Raw genomic sequence first — 19,608 nt, 5'->3', positions numbered from 1 at the left:
GGCCCGCCAGGGGTCGCGTACGGGATCGGGCGGTGACGTCTCCTCTGTGCTGCTCACCGGGGGAACCTAACGGACGGTCTCCAGGACCTCCGCGGCCCCCAGCGCCTCGGCGATGGTGTTGAGCGCGTCGCCCGCGTGGAGGGCGAGCAGCTCCTTCTCGCCCACACCCAGGTCGGAGAGGACCTCGCGGTCCCCCACCGGACCGTGCGGCACGGCCTCGCCCGGCGTACCGGGCACTTCGTCGTCGTTGGCGGAGTCCTCTCCCTCACCGTCCTCCGTGCCGTCGAGGTCGAGGGAGTCCAGGTCGGGGACGTCGGGGACCCCGGGCTCCCTTCCGAGAAGTTCGTCCGTGAGCAGGATCTCGCCGTACGAACTGCGGGATGCTGCGGCGGCGTTCGAGACGTAGATACGAGGGTCCTCCTCGCCGTCCACGCGAACGACCCCGAACCATCCGTCCTCCTGCTCGATGAGGAGGAGGACCGTGTCGTCGTCGACCGTGGCCTCGCGGGCCAGGTCGGTGAAATCCGACAGGGTCTCCACATCGTCGAGCTCTGTGTCGCTCGCTTCCCACCCGTCTTCGGTGCGCGCGAGCAGTGCGGCGAAGTACACCGTGACTCTCCCACTGGTCCTAGGCGTGCCGGTTGGGGGTTCCCCCGGCGGAGGCTGTGGGCGGAAGCGCTGCTGTGAGCCCCACCCACTCGGAATCGTGGCAGAAAGAGAGCGTTCAGGGGACGTCTTCGCCCTGCTGTGTCTGCCTCTTTCGATCGCTACCTGCGGGATCGTACGCGGCCGAAGGCCCGCGGGACGCGTGCGCCACCGCCCGTGGCGGCGGGCGGACCGCCGTCGGCCGGGGGCGCGGCCCGTCCGCGACGGGCGCGGCTACCAGCGGAACGTGCGCATGCGCATGGCGTGGCGCAGCCGGGCCGCCTTGGCGCGGCGCGGCTGAACCCGCTCACGCAGCTCGCGCGCCTCGGTCAGTTCCCGCAGGAACTGGGCACGGCGTCTGCGGCGCTCGGCCTCCGTCTCCCGCTGCTCCAGGAAGTCGTCGTCCCGCTCCGGCATAGGCACACCACCCCAGGTCCGTCCCTCCCACTTTCCCTCCGACGGGCGGTTTGATGCCAGTGGGAAGGCGGTGCTTCCGGGTGGTGCTTTCGGCAGGCGTCCGGATCCCGGTCCGGTTCGGGCGGGGTTCGGGTGCGGGTCCGGATTCCGGTTGTGTCTCTGGTGCGGGTTCCGGTTCCGGTTCCGGTTTTCGTCCGGGCGTGGCGGAGGCGGGCGTCGGGGGGAGGCGGGCCGGCGCCCCGGGCCCGCTCACCGGCGGACCAGGGGCGGGCCGGCGCCGTGGGCCGTGTACCGGCGGGCCAGGGGCGGGCCGGCCGTGCGCGGGCGGCTCCCGGGGTGCCGGGCGGGGCGGTGGTGGGCGGGGAAAGCCCGGTTACTGTTGTGGACATGCGTCTCCACGTCGTCGACCACCCCCTGGTCGCCCATAAGCTCACCACGCTGCGCGACCGCCGCACCGACTCCCCGACCTTCCGGCGGCTCGCCGACGAGCTGGTCACCCTGCTCGCCTACGAGGCCACGCGGGACGTGCGCACGGAGCAGGTCGACCTCGAGACCCCGGTCTCCGCCACCACCGGCGTCAAGCTCTCCCACCCGCGTCCGCTGGTCGTGCCGATCCTGCGGGCCGGCCTCGGCATGCTCGACGGCATGGTGCGCCTGCTGCCGACCGCCGAGGTGGGCTTCCTCGGCATGGTGCGCGACGAGCAGACGCTCCAGGCGTCCACGTACGCGACCCGCATGCCGGACGACCTCTCGGGCAGGCAGGTGTACGTCCTCGACCCGATGCTGGCCACCGGCGGCACGCTGGTCGCCGCGATCCAGGAGCTCATCAAGCGGGGCGCCGACGACGTCACGGCCGTGGTCCTGCTCGCCGCCCCCGAGGGTGTCGAGGTCATGGAGCGCGACCTGGCGGGCACGCCGGTCACCGTCGTCACGGCGTCGGTCGACGAGCGGCTCAACGAGCACGGCTACATCGTCCCGGGCCTCGGCGACGCCGGCGACCGGATGTACGGCGCCGCGGAGTAGCTCTTCCTGCTCCCGCCTACCCGTCTCCGCGGAACCGGAGACGGGGCTCCCGCGGGGGTCCGGGCCGGGCTCCCGTGACGGCAGGGGCCGCGCTTCCGCGATGGCCCGGGATCGGGCTCCCCTGACGGCCGGGACCGGACTTCCACGAAAGCCCGGGTCGGCATCAGGTTCCCGCGGGAGCCGCGGGCTTCAGCAGGACTTCTTCGTGGCGGAGGGCGTCGGCTCGGGCCTGGCCAGCACGGCCAGGGCCTTTCCGGCGTCCTCCTTGGCCGTCAGCGACGTGAAGCGGTCGCCAATGACGAGGTCGACCTCGGCGGCCTCGCGGCGGCCGTCCGTCTTCACCTCGGCGCCCGAGAGCTGGGTGTTCAGCACCGGCAGCGCGGCGGTGGTCGCGGCCTGCGCGCCGAGCAGTATCCCGGGACCCTCGACCTTCTTGTCGTACGCCTTCGTCGCGTTGCCCACGTCGCCGATGCGGAAGCCGCGCTTCTTCAGCTCGTCCGCGGTCTCCTTGGCGAGGCCGCTGCGGGACGTGGCGTTGAAGACGTTGACGGTGATCGCGCCCGGCTCGGGCAGGGTGCCCGCCGCGGGCGACGCCTTGGGCGAAGGGTGCTTGCGGGACGCGCACGCCGTCTTGGAACCCACCGCCGAGGCCTTGTCGCCGCCACCCGTGAAGACGTCGATGAGCTGCAGTGTTCCCCAGCCGATCAACCCCAGCGCGGCGACCGAGGCAATGACGAGGAACGCAATCCTGCGGCGGCCCCGTGGTCGGCGCATCCGCGGGTACTTGTCCCCCGTGATGCGGTACTGGCGGCCCATGCCCGGGGGAGTCAGCATGCTCATGGGCGCAGCGTAGTGCGACTTGGCGACGATAACTACTAAATGATCATTGGCTTGGGCGCGGTCCAACCCGAAAGGGTCAACCGGGGGTCCCGCGGAACTCAGTCCAGCTCGAGTACGCGGGCGTGCAGCACCTGGCGCTGCTGGAGCGCGGCGCGGACCGCGCGGTGCAGCCCGTCCTCGAGATACAGGTCGCCCTGCCACTTCACGACATGCGCGAAGAGGTCGCCGTAGAAGGTGGAGTCCTCGGCGAGGAGGGTCTCCAGATCCAGCTGGCCCTTGGTCGTCACGAGCTGATCGAGGCGGACCGGGCGCGGCGCGACGTCCGCCCACTGCCGGGTGCTTTCCCGGCCGTGGTCGGGGTACGGCCGGCCGTTTCCGATGCGCTTGAAGATCACACGGAAAGCCTACCGGTCAAGACCTTCCGGGCGCAGCCATGGTGGCGGAGTACGGTGCTGGAAAAGATCCCGTATAACCGGGCAAACCGGTAACTGTTCGAGCTTCCCCGGAAGGTGCCGGCGACGCCCGGACCGGCGCGGACCGGGGGAGGGCGCCCGGCATGGGCGACCGTGACACCGGGCCGGCGGTCCTTCGGCGGCGACACCCGGGAGGGTGACCGGGGCCCGCACCGGACCCTTGGACGCCGGGCCCGGGCGGCCGCCCGTGGAGAACGGCCGCCCCTCGTTCACCGCCGTCCGTGCTCCTTCGGGGTCGTCCGCTCCCGAGTCCCGTCCGGGCCCGGACGGGACTCGGTCTTCGTCTTGGGCGTGTTGCGTACGGCCTCCGCACGCAGGAGGGCGTGCAGAACCGCGTAGGGATCGTGGGGCATGGCTGTGTCCTTGTTCGTTGGTCTCGTGTGCGCCGGTGAGGGATGCGGAACGGTCCGGGGACCGGGCCTCTCAGCAGCGCAGGACCACACAGCGCAGGACGTGCAGCGCGAGGACGTACGGCGGCGGCGACGGTACGGGGAGAGGGCGGGCGGCGGGGTCCGTGCGCCCGTCCCCGGGGCGGGGTGCGGGCCGCAGCGGGATCACGAGCCGGTGCCCGTGCCGGGCGGGCGGCCGCAGGGCCGTGCCGAGTACGTCCTGTTCGAGGCCGCCGGTCTCGGCGGCGGCGACGGCGGCGGGCGGCGTGACGAGCGACTCGGGGCGGGCGCCGGCCGCGAGCATCGCGACGACGAGGAGGACGAGGATCCGCAGCCAGGTGCGCCGGGCGGCGGCCGCAACTGCCGGCGGGGGAGCGACCGGTACGGCCGTCGTGCCCGCCCGGGCGCCCGTCGTACCCACCCGAGTGCACGACGGGGCGCCCGCGGGAGTTCCGGCGGGAGCCCCCGTACGAGCCCCGCCCCGCGCGCGTGCGCACCGGCGCAGCGGGTGCGGTGGACGCGGGGTGGGGCTCATGAGAGGTGATGTCCCCCGGCTGGACGGTGGTTTCACCGGTCGGGCGGCCGGATACGCCCTTTTGGCGTACGGGAGGCCGTCCACGCCGGCCGCCGGGGTGCTCGTCAGAGGGTGCGGGGGACCAGGCGCGCGCGTCCGCGGATCCGGAACGCCGTGACGATCTCCGTGACGCCGACCGCGATGAGCCGGCAGCCGCCGACGACGGCCAGTACGGCGACCGACTCGAACGGGGAGACGGTCAGCACGATCCCGGCGAGGAAACTGACGATCCCGAGGAAGAGAGGAAGATCTGCCGGCCGCGCGCGGGCACGGCCGGGTCGGACGCGGCGGCCAGGACCTGCCCGGGTGTTTCTCCGGGGCTATGCCCCGGTGCTCTTCGCGGACTTGGCGGCCTTCGCCGCCGCCTTCATCTCCTGCTTGTGCGCCCGCACCTTCGTCAGCGACTCGGGGCCGGTGATGTCGGCGACGGACCGGTAGGCCTTCGGCTCCCCGTACGCACCCGCGGCCTCGCGCCAGCCCTCGGGGCGCACGCCGAGCTGCTTGCCCAGCAGGGCGAGGAAGATCTGGGCCTTCTGGGTCCCGAAGCCCGGGAGTTCCTTCAGCCGCCGCAGGAGTTCACCGCCCGTCCCGACGCCCTCCCACACCGCGCTCGCGTCTCCGTCGTAGTGCTCCACGAGGTACTGGCACAGCTGCTGGATCCGCTGGGCCATGGACCCCGGGTAGCGGTGCACTGCGGGCTTCTCGGAGAGCAGCGCGCCGAACGCCTCGGGGTCGTACGCGGCGATCTCGTGCGCGTCGAGATCGTCCTTCTCCAGCCGCCGGGCGATCGTGTACGGGCCCGCGAACGCCCACTCCATCGGAATCTGCTGGTCCAGCAGCATCCCGACGAGCGCGGCGAGGGCGCTGCGCCCCAGCAGCTCGTCCGCTTCGGGCTGCTGGGCGAGGTGAAGGGTGACGTCCATGCCTCGATGATCGCCCGCACGCGCGCGTGGCGCCTCTCCGGGGCCCAGGGGGAGGGTGCCCCTGCCATGCCCCCGCCCCATGGCGTCCCCGCCCTCGCGCTTCGCGTACGATTCCGCCGCAAATGCAGTTAGGTTAGCCTAACCTCAAGTGACTGGGGATGGACCGTGAGCAGCGAGATCTACCGTGATGCCCTGGGGATCCCCCACCTGCGGGCCGACGGCGCACGCGAACTCGCGCACCTCCAGGGCCGGGTCACCGCCGCTGACCGCGCCTGGCAGCTGGAGGTCGAGCGGCACCGCGCGCAGGGCACCTCGGCCGCGTTCCTCGGTCCCGGCTCCGTCGGCTGGGACCGTTTTGTCCGCCGGGCCCGTGTCGAGGACACCGCCCGGCGCTGCTTCACGGCCCTGGAGGAACAGGACCCGGAGACCGCCGACTGGATCCGGGCGTACGTGGACGGCGTCAACGCCGGCCTGCCGCAAGGCGCCCGCCGGGCCCCGGAGTTCGCGGCCGTGCGCCTCGAACCCGGCCGGTGGGAGCCGTGGACCCCGCTGGGCGTCTGGCTGAGCACCCACATCCTCTTCGTGGGCTTCCCCGCCAAGCTGTGGCGCGAGGAGGTCGTACGCCGGCTCGGCCCCGACGCGGTCGGGCTCTTCGCCACCGACGGCCCGGGCACCGTCGGCAGCAACGGCTGGCTCCTCACCGGCGAGCGCACCGTCACCGGCCGGCCGGTCATCGCGGGCGACCCCCACCGCTTCATCGAGGATCCCGGCGTCTACCAGCAGATCCGCCTCGCCTGCCCGGAGTTCGACGTCGTCGGGCTCGCCGTCCCCGGCATCCCCGGCATCGCGCACTTCGCCCACACCGGCACGGTCGCCTGGGCCATCACCAACGCGATGGCCGACTACCAGGACCTCTACCGCGAACGTCTGCGGCGCACCCCCTCGGGCGTCGAGGCCCTCGACCCGGACGGCGTGTGGCGTCCGGCATCCCGCCACGTCGAGACCGTGGAGGTGGCGGGGGAAGAGCCGGTGGAGGTCGAGGTGGTCGAGACGCGACGGGGGCCGGTGGTCATCGGGGGCCCGGGCGGCCCCGGCCCCGGCCCCGGCCCCGGGACCGGAGAGACGGTCACGGGAGCGGCCTCCGACGCCGACCAGTCGCCCGGCGCCAACGAGGTCTTCGGTGCTGAAGGGTCTCCCGGCGCCCGAGAGTTCGTCGGTGCCGAAGAGCCCCCCGGCGCCGAAGAGTTCGTCGGTGCCGAAGGCGTCGCCGGTTTCGCGGATGCCATCAGCCTCCGTTACCCGCCCCGCGTGACCCACGATCTCGGCTTCGGCGCGCTGCTTCCGCTCCTGCGGGCCCGCCGGGTCGCCGACGTGGACCGCGCCCTCGACCGGTGGGCCGAACCCGTGAACGTCGTGCAGGCCGCCGACACCGAGGGCGGTCTGCTCCACCGGGTCGCCGGAAAGGTGCCGGTGCGCGGCGCGGACAACCGCACACGGGTCGTGCCCGCCTGGGAGCCCGGCCACGAGTGGCGGGGCTGGCACGAGATGCCGCGCGGCACCGTCGACGACGGCCTCGCCGTCATGGCCAACCAGCGCGGCCCGGCGTCCCCGCTGGGCACCGAGTTCGCCGCGCCGCACCGCGCCCGCCGCATCCGCGCCCTGCTGACCGCCCGCAAGGAGTGGTCAGCCCCGGACATGGCGGCCGTCCACACGGACACACACCTCGCCTCCGCGGCCGCGCTGCTGGAGCGCCTCGCCGCGCTCGACGAGGAAGCCCTGAGTCCGCGGGCCGCCGCCGTACGGGCCCGGCTCCTGTGCTGGGACCGGCACATGGACGCCGACAGCACCGGCGCGGCGGCCTACGCGGCGGTGCGCGGTGCGGTCGTACGACGGCTGGCCGCGCACCCCGCCCTCGCGTGCCTGACCGATCCGCCCGCGTACCCGGAGGTCTTCCGCCCCTGGCTCTCCCTCACCGTCCGCGTCGGCTACGCCCTGGAAAGCCTCCTCACCGCAGAAGAGTTGCCCGGCATCGACCGTGCCGCGGTCGTCCGGGAGGCCCTGGAGGAGACCGCCGCCGAAGGAGCCGGCACACCCGGCACCGGCACCGGCACCGGCACCGGCACGGGCACGGGCACCGAAATCGGAGCCGAGATCAAACCCGGACCCGGAGCCGGAGCCGTCACCGGCACCCGGGACACCACCTGGGGTGACACCCACCGCCTGGCCGCGTGGCAGGCGCTCCCCACCGGCCCGAACGACGAACCGGCCTTGTCCGGCGACCACGACTGCGTGCTGTGCACCTCGGCCGTGCCCGGCGTCACGGACCGCGCCGCGCGCGGGCCCGCCGCCCGCTACGTCTGGGACCTCGCGCACCGCGAGGACAGCCTCTGGATCGTCCCACTCGGCGCCTCGGGCGTCCCGGGCACGCCCCACCACCGTGACCAACTCCCCTTGTGGCTCGAGGGAGATCTCGCCCCGGTCGTGACCGACTGGGACCGTCTGACGAAGGAGAACGATGACCACTGAGCCGTACGCGGCCACCCGCGAAGCCGTCCACGAGCAGCGGATCGACGGCTTCGGCACCGTCCGTGTCCTGCCCCTGGACCCGCACGCCGACCTGGACGTCGTGCACGCCTGGGTGACCGAGGAACGGGCCGCGTTCTGGGGCATGACCGGCTTCACCGCGGAGCAGGTCCTGGAGACGTACGTCCATCTGGACTCGCTCGACACCCACCACGCCTTCCTAGCGGTCAAGGACGGCGAACCGGCCGCGCTGCTGCAGACGTACGAGCCGGCCGCCGACCGGGTCGCCGAGTGCTACGACGTCGAACCGGGCGACATCGGCATCCACGTGCTCATCGCCCCCGCAGGCCCGGACGGCGGCCGGGCGGGCTTCTCCGACGGGCTGCTGGCCGTCGTCACCTCGTACGCGCTGACCGGCCTGGACCGCACGCGGATCGTGATCGACCCGGACGAACGCAACGAGAAGGCCATCGGCCGGTTCCTGCGCAACGGCTTCGAGCCCGGACCGCTGGTCGTCCTGCCCGAAATCGACCTCCCCGAGGTCCACTTGCCGCAGAAGCGCGCCCGACTCGCCTTCCTCACCAGGGAGGCGGCCCCCGGCGCGGTCCTGGCTCAGTAGCCTGGCCGCATGACGCCCGAAGACCTCGTCAGGCACTACGGCCTGGAGCCCATTCCCCGCGAGGGCGGTCGCTTCCGGCGGACCTGGGCGGGCCCCGAGCGGCCCGACGGCCGCCCCGAGGGGACCGCGATCGTCGCCCTGTTCACCTCGGCGCCGGACGACTTCTCGGCCCTGCACCGGCTGCCCGCGGACGAGATCTGGCACTTCTACCTCGGCGACCCGCTGGAGATGCTGCTGCTCGCCCCGGACGGCAGCACGCGCACGCCTGTCCTCGGGCCGGACGTGCTCGGCGGCCAGCACCCGCAGTTCACCGTGCCGGCGGGCACCTGGATGGGCGCCCGGGTCGCCGGGAACGGCGCCTCGTCGTTCCTCGGCTGCACGATGGCGCCCGGCTTCACCTACGCGGGCTACGAGCACGGGGACCCGGCCGAACTGACCGCCCGCTATCCCGCCGAGGCGGCGCGGATCACCGCGCTGTGCCGTCCGTGAGCGCGGCGACCGGTGGCGCCGTGCCGCCCGCGCACCCCGCGGCCGACCTGCTCGCGGGCCAGGTGGCCCTCGTGACCGGCGCCGCGGGCGGAATCGGCAGGGGCATCGCGCTGCGGTTCGCCCGGGCCGGGGCGGCGGTCGCGGTGCACCACCTGACGCGGGACGCGGACGAAGTGATTGCCCGCCTGCGGGACTTGGGCGCCGAGGCCATCGCACTGCGGGCCGACCTCACGGACGAGGACGCCTGCCGGCGACTGGTCCGCGCGGCGGCGGAATGGGGCAGGGGCCTGCCGTCCCCCACCGGCACGGCACCCGGCGGACTGACCGCGCTGGTCAACAACGCGGGCGTACAGCCCACCCAGGCACTGCCCGGCATGTCCGCGGCCGACTGGAAGGCCGTCGTCGACACCAACCTGTCCAGCGTCTTCGCGTGCACGCAGGCGGCGGCGGAGCTGATGGGCGCGAGCGGCGGCGGCACGATCACCCACATCGCCTCCATCGAGGCCGCCCGCCCCGCGCCCCTCCACGCCCACTACTCGGCCGCCAAGGCGGCCGTCGTCATGCACGCCCGCTCCGCGGCCCTGGAGTACGGACCGCACGGCATCCGCGTCAACTCGGTCTCGCCCGGCCTCATCGACCGCGACGGTCTGTCCGAGGCCTGGCCCGAGGGAGTACGGCGCTGGCAGCGGGCGGCGCCCACCGGGAGGCTGGGCCGCCCGGAGGACGTCGGCGACGCCTGCGTGTTCCTGGCCTCGCCGCTGGCGTCGTGGATCACGGGCCACGACCTGGTGGTGGACGGCGGGGTGTCCGCCCGCCCCACGTGGTGAACGCGGCCCGCCCCGTTCCCGTACGGGATGAGGGCCCGGATCTCCGTGAACGGTGAGCGCCGGACCGCGCGCGTCCGTATGCAGAGTCGTCGCCGGTGCCCCAGCCAGGAACACCGGCACACCCCGGACACAGGGACATCCGGGCACAGGGGCACGAAAAGGCACAGGGACACAGGGACACACGAAGACATGAACGACCCGGATGCCCGGCCGTCGGACGCCGGACGCCGGACGCCGGATACGGAGACGTGACGTGGGCCTACGGCGAGAAGTGCGGCGAGCGCGAGGACGCGAGGGCGGACGGGACGGAGCGCGGTACGCGGCACGGGGCGACGTGCACGGCGACGAGCGCGGCGGGCGGTCCGCCGCATGGCGGGGACGGGACGGCGGGCGCCGCGGCGGGCGAGTCCTTCGCGGCCTGGTGCTGCTGGGCGCCGTGCTGCTCCTGCTCCTCCTCGGCGGAGCGGGGCCCGCGTCCGCGCACGCCGCCCTCCGCGACGCCGACCCCCGGGACGGAAAGGTCCTCAAAACCGCCCCGCGCCACGTCACCCTGACCTTCACCGAGTCGGTCGGGCTGCTCGACGACTCCTTCCGGGTGCTCGACCCCGACAACCGGCGCGTCCACACCGGCGAGCCGGGGCACGCGGACGGCCGTTCCGACACGGCCCGCGTGAGCCTGCCGCGCGATCTGGGCACCGGCACCTTCACCGTCGCCTGGCGCGTCGTCTCGGCGGACAGTCACCCCGTCTCCGGGGCGTTCACCTTCTCCGTCGGCGCACCCTCGGCGACCAGTGCCGTCCTGCCGTCCGACGGTGCCGGTGACACCGTCGCCGGCACGCTCTACGACGTCTTCCGGTACGTGGCGTACGCCGCGGTCGCCCTGCTCGTCGGGACGGCCGCGTTCACCGCGGTCACCGGCTTCGGGGCGCTGCGGGGGCTGCTCCTGGCCGGCTGGTGGAGCCTCTTCGCCGCCACGGTCGCCCTACTGCTGCTCCGCGGCCCGTACGAGCGCGGGAGCGGCCCGGCGACCGCGTTCGACCCGTCCGTCCTGGCCGCCACGCTGACGAGCCGGCCCGGGGTGGCGCTGCTGGCCCGCCTGGTGCTGCTGGCCGCCGTGGCCCTCCTTCCGCTGCTTCCCCCGCGGACACCCGGCCGGGACGCGCCCGCGGCCGGGCCCGGGAGGGGTCCGCAGGTCGTGGCGGGGCCCGGGAGGGGTCCGCAGGTCGTGGCCGGGCTGCTCGCCGTGGGCCTCGCGTCGACCTGGGCCGCCGCCGAGCACGCCTCCGCGGGCATCCAGGTACCCGTGGCGATGGTCTCGGCCGTCCTGCACCTGCTGGCGATGTCGGTCTGGCTGGGCGGGCTCGCCGCGCTGCTGACCGCCCTCCACCGGTCCCCGGAATCCCTCCCCGCACCGGCCGTGGCCCGCTTCTCCCGCCTGGCCTTCGCGGCGGTGTCCGTCCTGGTCGCCACCGGCGCCTACCAGTCCTGGCGCGGCCTCGGCTCCTGGGACGCCCTCACCACCACGTCGTACGGCAGGATTCTGACGGCCAAGCTGGCGGCGGTCCTGCTGGTGCTGGCGGCGGCGGCCTGGTCGCGCCGCTGGACGGGGCGCCTGGTGACGGCGGGGAGCGGGACCGCGACGGGCGAGTACGCGGCTCCCGCGGGCCGCCGGGCGACGGTGGTCCGGACGCGCGTACCGGAGCCGGTGGGAGCCCGCTCGCACGGCGAAGCCGACGGAGACGGCGGTCCGGGCGATGCGACCGCCCCTGCCAGTGCCGACGCCGGTCCGGGCACTGTCACCGGCGGTACCACTGCCGACTCCGACGGGGACACCGAGCCGAAGTCCGACGAAGGGCCACGTGACCCGGACGACCCCGCTGCCGACCGGGGCCCCACCCCGGACCGGGACCTGAATCCGGGTTCGGACCCCACCCCGGACCCGGCCGGTCCGGCGGCGGCCGGCCGGAGTGCCGCCCCGGCCCAGGCACCGCACCGCCGTGCCCTGCGCCGCTCCGTCCTCGCGGAGGTCACCGTGGGCATCGTGGTCCTGGTGATCACCACGGTGCTCACCGGGACCCAGCCGGGCCGGGCCGAGGCGGAGACGACGCCGTCGGCCGCGGAGACCGCGGCGCAGCCCGCCGACACCAGCACCCTGATCCCGTTCGACGTCGGTACGCCGGGCGGCCACGGCAAGGTCCAGATCGACCTGGGACCGGGCAGAGTGGGCGAGAACACGGTCCAGGCCGTGGTCTTCGGACCCGACGGAGGGATCGCCACCGTCCCCGAACTTCGCCTCAGTTTCACGCTGGCCGAGCAGAAGATCGGCCCACTCGATGCCAAGCTCACCAACCGGGGCGGCTATTGGGGCACGGACAGTGTCAACCTCCCGCTCCCCGGCACCTGGACGATGAAGGTGACGGTCCGCACGACGGACATCGACCAGGTCACGGTGTCGAAAACCGTGCGGATCGGCTAGCGGCCGGAGCCGAGGCCCACCAAGCAGTGTGTGGTGAACCGGGCAGCAAGGAAACCCAGGTTCACCACACACCCACTCACCGCAGGGTGAGCCCCTCCCCGACGAGCAGCTGCCGCATGGCCTCCGCGGCCCGGACGGCGGCGTCGGCACAGCAGTTGTTGAACAGCACGTGGACGTGCTTGGAGTGCTCGGCCATACGGGCCACCCGGGGCGCCCACTCGGCGAGTTCAGCGTCGGTGTACTCGTGGCGGAAGCGGTCCTCCTTGCTGCCGGTTCCCCACGCCTCGTTCCGCCCGTGGAAGCGGACGACGGCCAGCTCGGACGAGGTGACCGGCGTGACGGGCGGGACGGAGGAGCGCAGCGTCTGCACCATGTCCACGGCGACGGCACTCATCCCGAGCCCCGTGAGCAGGTCGGCGGTCCTGCCGTACAGCCCCTCCTGCCACCACCCGGGATGCCGGAACTCCACAGCGAGGGGCCACCCGGCCGTACGCGCCGCGCACTCCCGGAGAAACGCCGCCGACCCTGCCCCGGGCGCGAACCACGGCGGGAACTGGAACAGCACGGTCCCCAACCGGTCCGTACGCCGCAAGGGTTCGAGCGCGGACGCGAACCGCGCCCACACCTCGTCGAGCACCCCGGCGTCCGGCACGCCCCGCCCGATCCGCCCCCGCAGGTCGACGGGGAGCGCGCCGTCCCGCGTCGGATGGCCGGTGAGCAGCGAGAACGCCTTCACATCGAACACGAACCCGTCCGGCGTCCGCTCGCTCCACAGCAGACTGTTCCGCTCACTGGGCAACGCGTAATAGCTGGAGTCGACCTCCACGACGGGAAACTGCCCGGCGTAATGCCGCAGCCGCCCCTCCGCGTCCCGCCACCCCGAGGGATACCAGCCACTGGCCACCAGGGCCCGATCCGTCCACGAACACGCCCCCACCAGAATCTCAGCCATGGAACAGCGGCTACCCACCCGATCCCGCTACGGACACCGAACCGGGCAGCTCACGGCGCGGCAGAATGTGCCTGTCGCCGAGGGAACCGCAGCGGACCGATCCGAACTCCTCCTGACAGGGGTGGAGATGGCCCCGTCTGTGTGAGCGACGGGGCAGGCGGTGCGGATACGCCGCAGGACGACGGGGACGGACGGGGGGGCACATGGCGTGGGAAGAGTGGGAGTGGGTCAAGGCCGCGGCATCGGAGGGCGGGAATGCCCGGATCCAGCTGAACCAGGCTGGGCCGGTGACCGGGGGTGACGAGGATCTCGTCGTGCACCAGGACGACTTGGGTGCAGTCGGCCACGAGGCGTTCATCCTCCACGGCGAACTGAAGAAGAAGGCCGACATCGCGGGTACGGGCGCCGACAAGAGCGGATCAGGTTCCACCATGCAGGCGGCCGTCTCCCTCAAAAACCATCATCTCGCCCTCGGTTCGGAACTGGAGACGACCGTCGAGGTCTGGACCTCGCAGGTGAAACACGTCCTGCAGGCCTGCGCGCACATATCGAACCATCTCGATTACACCAAGAAACTGCATGCACAGGAAGACAGCAGGATCGCGGCCGAAGTCCGGGGCCGTACCGGACCGTTGCCGGTCTCTGCTCTGAACGACTACTTCAAGTAGGAAGCCATGGGATCGCTTTCGTATTCTGACCTCCTGGCCCTGGACCTGACCAAACTGGGCACGGCGGCATCCGACTGGACCACCATGGCCGGTGAACTGGCGAAGCTCGCAACCGACGTACGGGACGGCCTCACCAAAAAGTCCGACGAAGCGCGCTGGAAGGGCGTCAACGCGGGTGTGACCAAGGACTTCGTGCACAAGACGGCCAAGGAGTTCGCGGACCTCCAGGCGGAAGCCCAGAGTGTTGCCTGCGTTCTGTCCGACGCGCATGCGGAGCTGACGCAATACCAGAAGCAGGCCCGGAGCTTGACCGATTCGGCGCGCCGGGGCGACCCGGCCCACACGCCGCCGGACCCCGGGCTCCTGGCTTTCGACGGCCAGGGCGGCACCGTCCGAGTCGCAGAAGCGATGTGCACTCCAGAGGGCCCCGACCAACGGACGAAGGACCGGACCCAGTGGTACGCGGACACCCTTACGGGCATCGTTCAGCACGCTGCCGAGGTGGATGCGGCGGCCGTACGCGCGCTGCGGCAGAGTCACGGAAACGACCCGCAGAACGCGGGCCACGCCAAGTACACGTCCCTCGACGAGGAGCAATTGCCGCGTGCGCAGGAACTGGCCGCCCTCGGCGGGGACGCGGACTCGAAGCAGCGCGCCGAGCTCCGGCGCCTGTGGGAGTCCCTGAGCCCCGGGGCCAGAGCGCAGCTGTGGTCGGCGCAGAAGGACGATCTGATGGCAGCAGGCATTCTGAGCCCCACCATGCCCCAGGTCGCGGCGGACGGCGGTGCGGGCAAACACGGTTCCCAGTCGCCCGGCTTCGACCAATGGGTCACCAAGCAGAAGATGGAACTGCTGACGGAAGGCGCCGACTGGAAGGGCATGACGGACGCGTCCCGGCACATGGCGCACTATCTGGGAAACAGCGGCGGCACCATGACGCTGCCCGTCGACAAGATGATGACGGACGTTCCCGCCTTCAAGTCGTACGTCGACGACACGGTCAGGCTGAACCAGGACGACTGGCGCAGGCAGGCCCTGGAAGAGTTCAAGAAGAACGGCGGGAAACCGGTCGCCCTTCCGGTCGAGGCGAAGCAGCCCGAGGGCTTCTACTTCCGCCAGGAGGACAACGCCAACTGGTTCTACGCCGTGGGCGGTGCCAACACGAACGTGACCGGTGTGGTGACGGCCGTTCCGGATGAGAACGGCAACCCGAAGATCGGTATCGACTATCAGGCCAACGTGTGGGACCGCTACAACTGGGACGAGGGCAAGGGAGTCAACGTGGGCCCTCTGGACATCCCGGACGGGGAGATGGCCAAGCTGCACCGGACGGGACTGGCCCAGGAGTTCGACATGGAGGGCAGCAGCAGTGTCGAGCATCACGATCTGGGCTCCTCGCAGCCCGACGGTGACCCGCTGCCGGGTCCCGACGAGAGCAGGGACGGACGCATGAACCCCGGCCGGGAGCAGCAGCAGGACCGTACGACGGGCAGGTCGCCGGGGAGGGCGAACGCACGATGACCGACCCCTACGCGCACAGGGCGCCGGATGAGGCCCCCGGCAACAAGGGCCGCGGCAGCCGGAGGTGGTGGTTGATCGCTGGAATGAGCGCCGTGCTGACCCTGGCCGCCGCCGTGACCGCGGCGGGGTTGCTCCTCACCGGCCCGGAAGAGGGGCAGGACGACGACCGCGTCATGGAGCGGGCGGCGGACGCGAGGTGGGCCGAGGGGATCACGCCGGAGTGGATGAGCGAGCGGATGGGGCTCGACGTCCCGGACGCGGCCCGGTCCCCGCGAGCGGCGTACGAGGTCACCTCGCGCTTCGACACCGGCCTCCTCACCTTCACCCTGACGAGGTCACAGGCGGAGCAGTACCTGGAGGAGCATCCTCCGCGGGGCACATGGCTGGAGCCCACGTCCGCACAGACCGGCGCCGCTCCCCACGACTTCACCCACCTGGGCCTCCCGGAACCGGAGACCCTCGGGAAGGGCATGCGCTACGGCTACGTCTGCCCCGGGGACCCGGAAGGTCCGCCGAGTCCCTCGGACCCCACGTCCGACGAGCATTGCGTCCGCCTCTACGCGCACGACTACGCCCCGAAGCGCACCCGCATCCACCTCCGAGCCCACTTCCGACCGGGCTCCGGCCCGCACTGAGACGGACGGGAACGTTCTGTGCCAGAACTGAGCGGAACGCCAAGGCGGCCCGTGCTGAATGGCACGGGCCGCCCCTTGTCCCCGTACTGCCTACGGCTTGAGGATCCGGTCCAAGGTCGCGACCGCCATCAACAACTGGCCGTAACTGTTGGGATGGGCCGCCATGGAGCCCGCGCCCGGAGTCAGGGACTCGATGTAGCGGCGCTGGCGAGGCTGGCACATGTCGTACCCGATGGTGGCCTTCTAGGTGTCCGCGTAGGAGACGCCGGTGCCGCCGCCGGCGGCCCTACGGGCCAGAGCGCGGTTGAGCTTCAGTGTCGTGTCCCGCAGGAAGGCGAAGTCCTGCTGGGCAAACGGGACCTCGGCGCAGCCCACGCCGTCGTCGGGGAAGAGGGCCGGGTACCCGACCACGACGATCTTCGCGTCCGGGCTGCGCCGCCTGATGTCGGTGATCACATCGCGGACGCGGCCCTCCATCGTGTTGATGCGCTCACCGAGCACGTCCTGGCCGGTGGTGAAGTACTTCTTGCATGGACTGCCGTTCGGATCCGAGGACTTCACCAGCGCACAGGTGGTGAGCACGCTGGTGAAGCCGACGTCGTTGCCTCCGATGGTCAGGGTGACCAGCTTGGTGTTCGGCGTCAGCGCGTTGATCTGCGGCGGCTTGGACCCCTGGGCGTTCCAGATGCTGCGCGTCGTGGCGCCGCTGCACGTGACGTCCTTGAATGCCCGGTTCTCGCCCGCGGACGAACCAGCGACGATGGAGGGGTAGCTGCTCGTGGTGCGGTCGCACTCGGCGTCCTTCACCACCCGGAGGCCGGCTCCCGAGGCGTATGAATCGCCCATGGCCACGTAGTTCGGTTCGTCAGTGGCCGCCTGGGTCGGCGCCGCGAGTGAGAAGAGGCTCGCTCCTGCCACGGCGGTCACCGCGGCTGCCCGGCACATGCCGGAAAGCCGCCTTGAGTTCTGCGTCATCACGCCCCTGAAAGAATTGGTGGTTGGACGGGCCGGGTGTCGCGGCCGCGGTTACGGCGCAGACGGAAACCGTCAGGGCTCCCGCCTCCGGAGTCCTCGGATCGTCCGGGTGCGTTGCACCGGGCTGTGTGCCCCGGCATCAAAGGTTCCTTCGATGGACCACAACGTGGGTTCCGGTACGCCGGTTCACCCCGACGCGGGTCGGCTCTGCCTGCCACAGAAGGCGACATCGACCAGGGACCAGGTGCGCTTGGCCGACGCGTCGCCCGCGTCGGCCATGCTGGCGGTGCCGTGTTCCGGCCCGTGACGTACTTGCCGAACTGATTGCTCGTGAAGGTCACGGCACGGACACTCACTGAAAGTGCCTCTGGCGTCGCCGTCTGCGACGGAAGCAACTTTCCCCAAGAAGGCTGTGATCTCGTGTCTTCGTAAAATCCTGGCGCCCCCACGGCGTGAGGCTGGCTGAAGGCCCACTCCGCCGCGCGTCCGGCCACTCCACAGCTGCCATGCCCTGGCTGCCGCAGGGGCGGCAGTTGGCTTGGCGGAGCGGATGGGGCCGACGTGTCACGAGCCCCACCGGTACCTCAGGGGCTCCTGCGCCAACTGCAACCACTGACGTCGAAGGGCCCCGCTGCGAGCAGCGGGGCCCTTCGACGTTAGTGCCCGGTGAGGCACTGGCGGAGGATACGAGATTCGAACTCGTGAGGGGTTGCCCCCAACACGCTTTCCAAGCGTGCGCCCTAGGCCTCTAGGCGAATCCTCCGCGGCAAACAATACAAGACGTTGAGGAGTGCTCGCGAACTCGTTCTCCCCGCCAGGATCAGGTAACCTGTGCGGAGCCCCTCACGTGGCGCTATCTGACTGAACTCCCCCAGGGCCGGAAGGCAGCAAGGGTAGGTCGGCTCTGGCGGGTGCGTGGGGGGCGTCTGCGTTCCCGGGGCGGTCGGTCCGGCCGTCGGTGTGGTCGCTGGTCCGGCGGTCGGCCGGGGCGCCGGCCCGGGCGGTGCCGAAGGGGCGGGCGGGTCCGGAGCGAGGCGGCTTCCGGGCGGTCCTCGTTGTCGGTGGGCGCCTATAACCTCGTAGGTGTGTCGTCTCTCGCGCTGTACCGCCGCTATCGCCCGGAGTCGTTCGCCGAGGTCATCGGGCAGGAGCATGTCACCGACCCGTTGCAGCAGGCGCTGCGGAACAACCGGGTCAATCACGCGTACCTGTTCAGCGGTCCGCGCGGGTGCGGGAAGACCACGAGCGCGCGCATCCTCGCCCGCTGCCTGAACTGCGAGCAGGGACCCACGCCGACGCCGTGCGGCGAGTGCCAGTCCTGCCGCGACCTGGCCAGGAACGGGCCGGGTTCCATCGACGTCATCGAGATCGACGCCGCCTCCCACGGAGGCGTCGACGACGCCCGTGACCTGCGCGAGAAGGCATTCTTCGGTCCCGCGAGCAGCCGGTACAAGATCTACATCATCGACGAGGCCCACATGGTCACGCCGGCCGGCTTCAACGCGCTTCTGAAGGTCGTCGAGGAGCCCCCGGAGCACCTCAAGTTCATCTTCGCCACGACCGAGCCCGAGAAGGTCATCGGGACGATCCGGTCGCGGACGCATCACTACCCCTTCCGGCTGGTGCCGCCGGGCACGCTGCGGACGTATCTGGGCGAGGTCTGCGGCAGCGAGGGCATCCCCGTGGAGGACGGAGTGCTGCCGCTGGTCGTGCGGGCGGGGGCCGGTTCCGTGCGTGACTCCATGTCCGTCATGGACCAGCTGCTCGCGGGAGCGGGCGACGCCGGTGTGACATACGCCATGGCGACCTCGCTCCTCGGTTACACGGACGGCTCGCTGCTGGACTCCGTGGTCGAGGCCTTCGCCTCCGGTGACGGGGCCGCGGCCTTCGAGATCGTCGACCGCGTCATCGAGGGGGGCAACGACCCCCGCCGGTTCGTCGCCGACCTGCTGGAGCGGCTGCGGGACCTCGTGATCCTGGCGGCCGTGCCGGACGCCGCGGAGAAGGGACTCATCGACGCCCCCGCCGACGTCGTGGAGCGGATGCAGGCCCAGGCCAGTGTCTTCGGCGCCGCGGAGCTGAGCCGCGCCGCCGACCTGGTCAACGAAGGACTGACGGAGATGCGCGGCGCCACCTCGCCGCGGCTCCAGCTCGAGCTCATCTGCGCGCGCGTGCTGCTTCCCGCCGCCTACCGGGACGAGCGGTCCGTCATGGCCCGGCTCGACCGGATCGAGCGCGGCGTGAACGTGAGCGGGGGCGGCGCGGGACCCGCCATGGGCTACGTGCCGGCACCCGGCCCGGACGCGCACGGCACCGGCGCGCCGCTTCCGCAGGGAGCCGGGTCTCCTCCGGCACCGCCCAGCGGCGCCGCCGTGCCGCCCGGCGGCGGGGCAGCGGCGGTCCGGGCCGCTGTGCGCTCGGCCGGCGCGGCTTCCGCAACCGGCGGACCCGCGGCGGACTCCGGCGCACCGGTACGGCCCCCGGCCCCGGCGGCGCCCGCACCTGCCCCGGCGCCGGCCCAGGCGGACCCCACACCTCCGCCCGCTCCCGCTCCGGCGGCCCCGCAGCCGTCCCCGGCCGCGCCCGCCCAGCCCGCCGCCGGCCCCGCGCCCGGCGCCTGGCCGACCGCGACCGCCGTC

The 19,608-nt window shown here is 72.4% G+C and carries 21 protein-coding genes, 1 tRNA gene and 1 other RNA gene; 11 read left to right on the top strand and 12 right to left on the bottom strand.

Annotation, left to right across the window (positions count from 1 at the left end):
* Window positions 1-66: 66 nt before the first annotated feature.
* Window positions 67-609, bottom strand: coding sequence for a tRNA adenosine deaminase-associated protein (locus AC0ZLC_RS17595; RefSeq protein ID WP_476752916.1), 543 nt, complete (start codon window positions 607-609; stop codon window positions 67-69).
* 270 nt (window positions 610-879) lie between these two features.
* Window positions 880-1,062: a hypothetical protein gene (locus AC0ZLC_RS17590; protein ID WP_358852588.1), complete on the bottom strand. Its 183-nt coding sequence runs from the start codon at window positions 1,060-1,062 to the stop codon at window positions 880-882.
* A gap of 387 nt (window positions 1,063-1,449) precedes the next feature.
* Between AC0ZLC_RS17590 and upp the strand changes: the two genes are divergently transcribed.
* A complete protein-coding gene (upp, locus tag AC0ZLC_RS17585) occupies window positions 1,450-2,085 on the top strand; it encodes a uracil phosphoribosyltransferase (protein WP_476752915.1) in 636 nt (211 codons plus the stop codon).
* 189 nt (window positions 2,086-2,274) lie between these two features.
* Here upp and AC0ZLC_RS17580 read toward each other — a convergent pair whose 3' ends face one another.
* The 6 genes from AC0ZLC_RS17580 to AC0ZLC_RS17555 form a co-directional block, all read right to left on the bottom strand.
* Entirely contained in the window at window positions 2,275-2,925 is a 651-nt protein-coding gene (locus AC0ZLC_RS17580; RefSeq protein ID WP_476752914.1) for a LytR C-terminal domain-containing protein, read from the bottom strand.
* A 98-nt stretch (window positions 2,926-3,023) separates the two neighbouring features.
* Complete coding sequence (locus AC0ZLC_RS17575) at window positions 3,024-3,320, bottom strand: type II toxin-antitoxin system VapB family antitoxin (protein ID WP_003999914.1); 297 nt, start codon at window positions 3,318-3,320, stop codon at window positions 3,024-3,026.
* A gap of 287 nt (window positions 3,321-3,607) precedes the next feature.
* Window positions 3,608-3,751, bottom strand: a complete 144-nt coding sequence (locus AC0ZLC_RS17570; RefSeq protein ID WP_476752913.1) for a hypothetical protein — start codon at window positions 3,749-3,751, stop codon at window positions 3,608-3,610.
* A 70-nt stretch (window positions 3,752-3,821) separates the two neighbouring features.
* The gene (locus tag AC0ZLC_RS17565) at window positions 3,822-4,208 is read right to left on the bottom strand and encodes a hypothetical protein (RefSeq protein ID WP_476752912.1); all 387 of its coding nucleotides are present in this window, start codon (window positions 4,206-4,208) and stop codon (window positions 3,822-3,824) included.
* A 218-nt stretch (window positions 4,209-4,426) separates the two neighbouring features.
* Entirely contained in the window at window positions 4,427-4,567 is a 141-nt protein-coding gene (locus AC0ZLC_RS17560) for a hypothetical protein (RefSeq protein ID WP_476752911.1), read from the bottom strand.
* Between the two features lie 114 nt (window positions 4,568-4,681).
* A complete protein-coding gene (locus AC0ZLC_RS17555; RefSeq protein ID WP_476752910.1) occupies window positions 4,682-5,284 on the bottom strand; it encodes an HhH-GPD-type base excision DNA repair protein in 603 nt (200 codons plus the stop codon).
* Between the two features lie 165 nt (window positions 5,285-5,449).
* Between AC0ZLC_RS17555 and AC0ZLC_RS17550 the strand changes: the two genes are divergently transcribed.
* The 5 genes from AC0ZLC_RS17550 (at window position 5,450) to AC0ZLC_RS17530 (ending at window position 12,218) form a co-directional block, all read left to right on the top strand.
* Window positions 5,450-7,810 carry a penicillin acylase family protein gene (locus AC0ZLC_RS17550; RefSeq protein ID WP_476752909.1) on the top strand — a complete coding sequence of 787 codons (2,361 nt, stop codon included), beginning with the start codon at window positions 5,450-5,452 and terminating at the stop codon, window positions 7,808-7,810.
* A complete protein-coding gene (locus tag AC0ZLC_RS17545; RefSeq protein ID WP_476752908.1) occupies window positions 7,800-8,426 on the top strand; it encodes a GNAT family N-acetyltransferase in 627 nt (208 codons plus the stop codon). Before AC0ZLC_RS17550 ends, AC0ZLC_RS17545 begins: the two co-directional genes overlap by 11 nt.
* Window positions 8,427-8,435: 9 nt before the next feature.
* On the top strand, window positions 8,436-8,915 hold the full coding sequence (locus tag AC0ZLC_RS17540; RefSeq protein ID WP_476752907.1) for a cupin domain-containing protein: 480 nt from the start codon (window positions 8,436-8,438) through the stop codon (window positions 8,913-8,915).
* Window positions 8,912-9,742 carry an SDR family NAD(P)-dependent oxidoreductase gene (locus AC0ZLC_RS17535; RefSeq protein WP_476752906.1) on the top strand — a complete coding sequence of 277 codons (831 nt, stop codon included), beginning with the start codon at window positions 8,912-8,914 and terminating at the stop codon, window positions 9,740-9,742. The genes AC0ZLC_RS17540 and AC0ZLC_RS17535 overlap by 4 nt, the downstream gene beginning before the upstream one ends.
* 421 nt (window positions 9,743-10,163) lie before the next feature.
* Window positions 10,164-12,218 (top strand): copper resistance CopC/CopD family protein, encoded by a 2,055-nt coding sequence (locus tag AC0ZLC_RS17530; protein WP_476753130.1) that lies wholly within the window; start codon window positions 10,164-10,166, stop codon window positions 12,216-12,218.
* Window positions 12,219-12,294: 76 nt separating this feature from the next.
* Here the strand turns inward: AC0ZLC_RS17530 and AC0ZLC_RS17525 are convergent, their stop codons facing one another.
* A complete protein-coding gene (locus AC0ZLC_RS17525) occupies window positions 12,295-13,170 on the bottom strand; it encodes a DUF72 domain-containing protein (RefSeq protein ID WP_476752905.1) in 876 nt (291 codons plus the stop codon).
* Window positions 13,171-13,373: 203 nt separating this feature from the next.
* Here AC0ZLC_RS17525 and AC0ZLC_RS17520 point away from each other — a divergent pair, with 203 nt between their 5' ends.
* The 3 genes from AC0ZLC_RS17520 to AC0ZLC_RS17510 all read left to right on the top strand — a co-directional run bounded on the left by AC0ZLC_RS17520 (window position 13,374) and on the right by AC0ZLC_RS17510 (window position 15,994).
* Window positions 13,374-13,838: a hypothetical protein gene (locus AC0ZLC_RS17520; RefSeq protein WP_476752904.1), complete on the top strand. Its 465-nt coding sequence runs from the start codon at window positions 13,374-13,376 to the stop codon at window positions 13,836-13,838.
* A 6-nt stretch (window positions 13,839-13,844) separates the two neighbouring features.
* A complete protein-coding gene (locus AC0ZLC_RS17515; RefSeq protein ID WP_476752903.1) occupies window positions 13,845-15,359 on the top strand; it encodes a hypothetical protein in 1,515 nt (504 codons plus the stop codon).
* Window positions 15,360-15,442: 83 nt separating this feature from the next.
* Complete coding sequence (locus AC0ZLC_RS17510; RefSeq protein ID WP_476752902.1) at window positions 15,443-15,994, top strand: hypothetical protein; 552 nt, start codon at window positions 15,443-15,445, stop codon at window positions 15,992-15,994.
* A 90-nt stretch (window positions 15,995-16,084) separates the two neighbouring features.
* Here the strand turns inward: AC0ZLC_RS17510 and AC0ZLC_RS17505 are convergent, their stop codons facing one another.
* The 3 genes from AC0ZLC_RS17505 to AC0ZLC_RS17495 form a co-directional block, all read right to left on the bottom strand.
* The gene (locus AC0ZLC_RS17505) at window positions 16,085-16,216 is read right to left on the bottom strand and encodes a hypothetical protein (RefSeq protein ID WP_476752901.1); all 132 of its coding nucleotides are present in this window, start codon (window positions 16,214-16,216) and stop codon (window positions 16,085-16,087) included.
* A 21-nt stretch (window positions 16,217-16,237) separates the two neighbouring features.
* Window positions 16,238-16,912, bottom strand: a complete 675-nt coding sequence (locus AC0ZLC_RS17500; RefSeq protein WP_476752900.1) for an SGNH/GDSL hydrolase family protein — start codon at window positions 16,910-16,912, stop codon at window positions 16,238-16,240.
* Window positions 16,913-17,644: 732 nt separating this feature from the next.
* Window positions 17,645-17,732: transfer RNA gene (locus tag AC0ZLC_RS17495), tRNA-Ser, on the bottom strand.
* Between the two features lie 72 nt (window positions 17,733-17,804).
* On the opposite strand from AC0ZLC_RS17495, the gene ffs reads away from it, so the two are divergent.
* An RNA gene (gene ffs / locus AC0ZLC_RS17490) (signal recognition particle sRNA small type) lies at window positions 17,805-17,899 on the top strand.
* A gap of 155 nt (window positions 17,900-18,054) precedes the next feature.
* On the top strand, window positions 18,055-19,608 hold a 1,554-nt coding region (locus AC0ZLC_RS17485), incomplete at its 3' end, for a DNA polymerase III subunit gamma and tau (RefSeq protein WP_476752899.1).

This window comes from Streptomyces sp. GLSS-08 (assembly GCF_056387915.1).
Note: the sequence above shows the minus strand (reverse complement) of the source record. Positions and strands in the feature narration are given on the sequence as shown.

Excerpts from the sequence above, each read along its gene's own strand:
- AC0ZLC_RS17515 (WP_476752903.1), top strand. The coding sequence starts at position 13,845 with ATGGGATCGCTTTCGTATTCTGACCTCCTGGCCCTGGACCTGACCAAA.
- AC0ZLC_RS17510 (WP_476752902.1), top strand. The coding sequence starts at position 15,443 with ATGAGCGCCGTGCTGACCCTGGCCGCCGCCGTGACCGCGGCGGGGTTG.
- AC0ZLC_RS17570 (WP_476752913.1), bottom strand. The coding sequence starts at position 3,751 with ATGCCCCACGATCCCTACGCGGTTCTGCACGCCCTCCTGCGTGCGGAG.
- AC0ZLC_RS17580 (WP_476752914.1), bottom strand. The coding sequence starts at position 2,925 with ATGAGCATGCTGACTCCCCCGGGCATGGGCCGCCAGTACCGCATCACG.
- upp (WP_476752915.1), top strand. The coding sequence starts at position 1,450 with ATGCGTCTCCACGTCGTCGACCACCCCCTGGTCGCCCATAAGCTCACC.
- AC0ZLC_RS17545 (WP_476752908.1), top strand. The coding sequence starts at position 7,800 with ATGACCACTGAGCCGTACGCGGCCACCCGCGAAGCCGTCCACGAGCAG.
- AC0ZLC_RS17555 (WP_476752910.1), bottom strand. The coding sequence starts at position 5,284 with ATGGACGTCACCCTTCACCTCGCCCAGCAGCCCGAAGCGGACGAGCTG.
- AC0ZLC_RS17540 (WP_476752907.1), top strand. The coding sequence starts at position 8,436 with ATGACGCCCGAAGACCTCGTCAGGCACTACGGCCTGGAGCCCATTCCC.
- AC0ZLC_RS17520 (WP_476752904.1), top strand. The coding sequence starts at position 13,374 with ATGGCGTGGGAAGAGTGGGAGTGGGTCAAGGCCGCGGCATCGGAGGGC.
- AC0ZLC_RS17525 (WP_476752905.1), bottom strand. The coding sequence starts at position 13,170 with ATGGCTGAGATTCTGGTGGGGGCGTGTTCGTGGACGGATCGGGCCCTG.
- AC0ZLC_RS17590 (WP_358852588.1), bottom strand. The coding sequence starts at position 1,062 with ATGCCGGAGCGGGACGACGACTTCCTGGAGCAGCGGGAGACGGAGGCC.
- AC0ZLC_RS17505 (WP_476752901.1), bottom strand. The coding sequence starts at position 16,216 with ATGTGCCAGCCTCGCCAGCGCCGCTACATCGAGTCCCTGACTCCGGGC.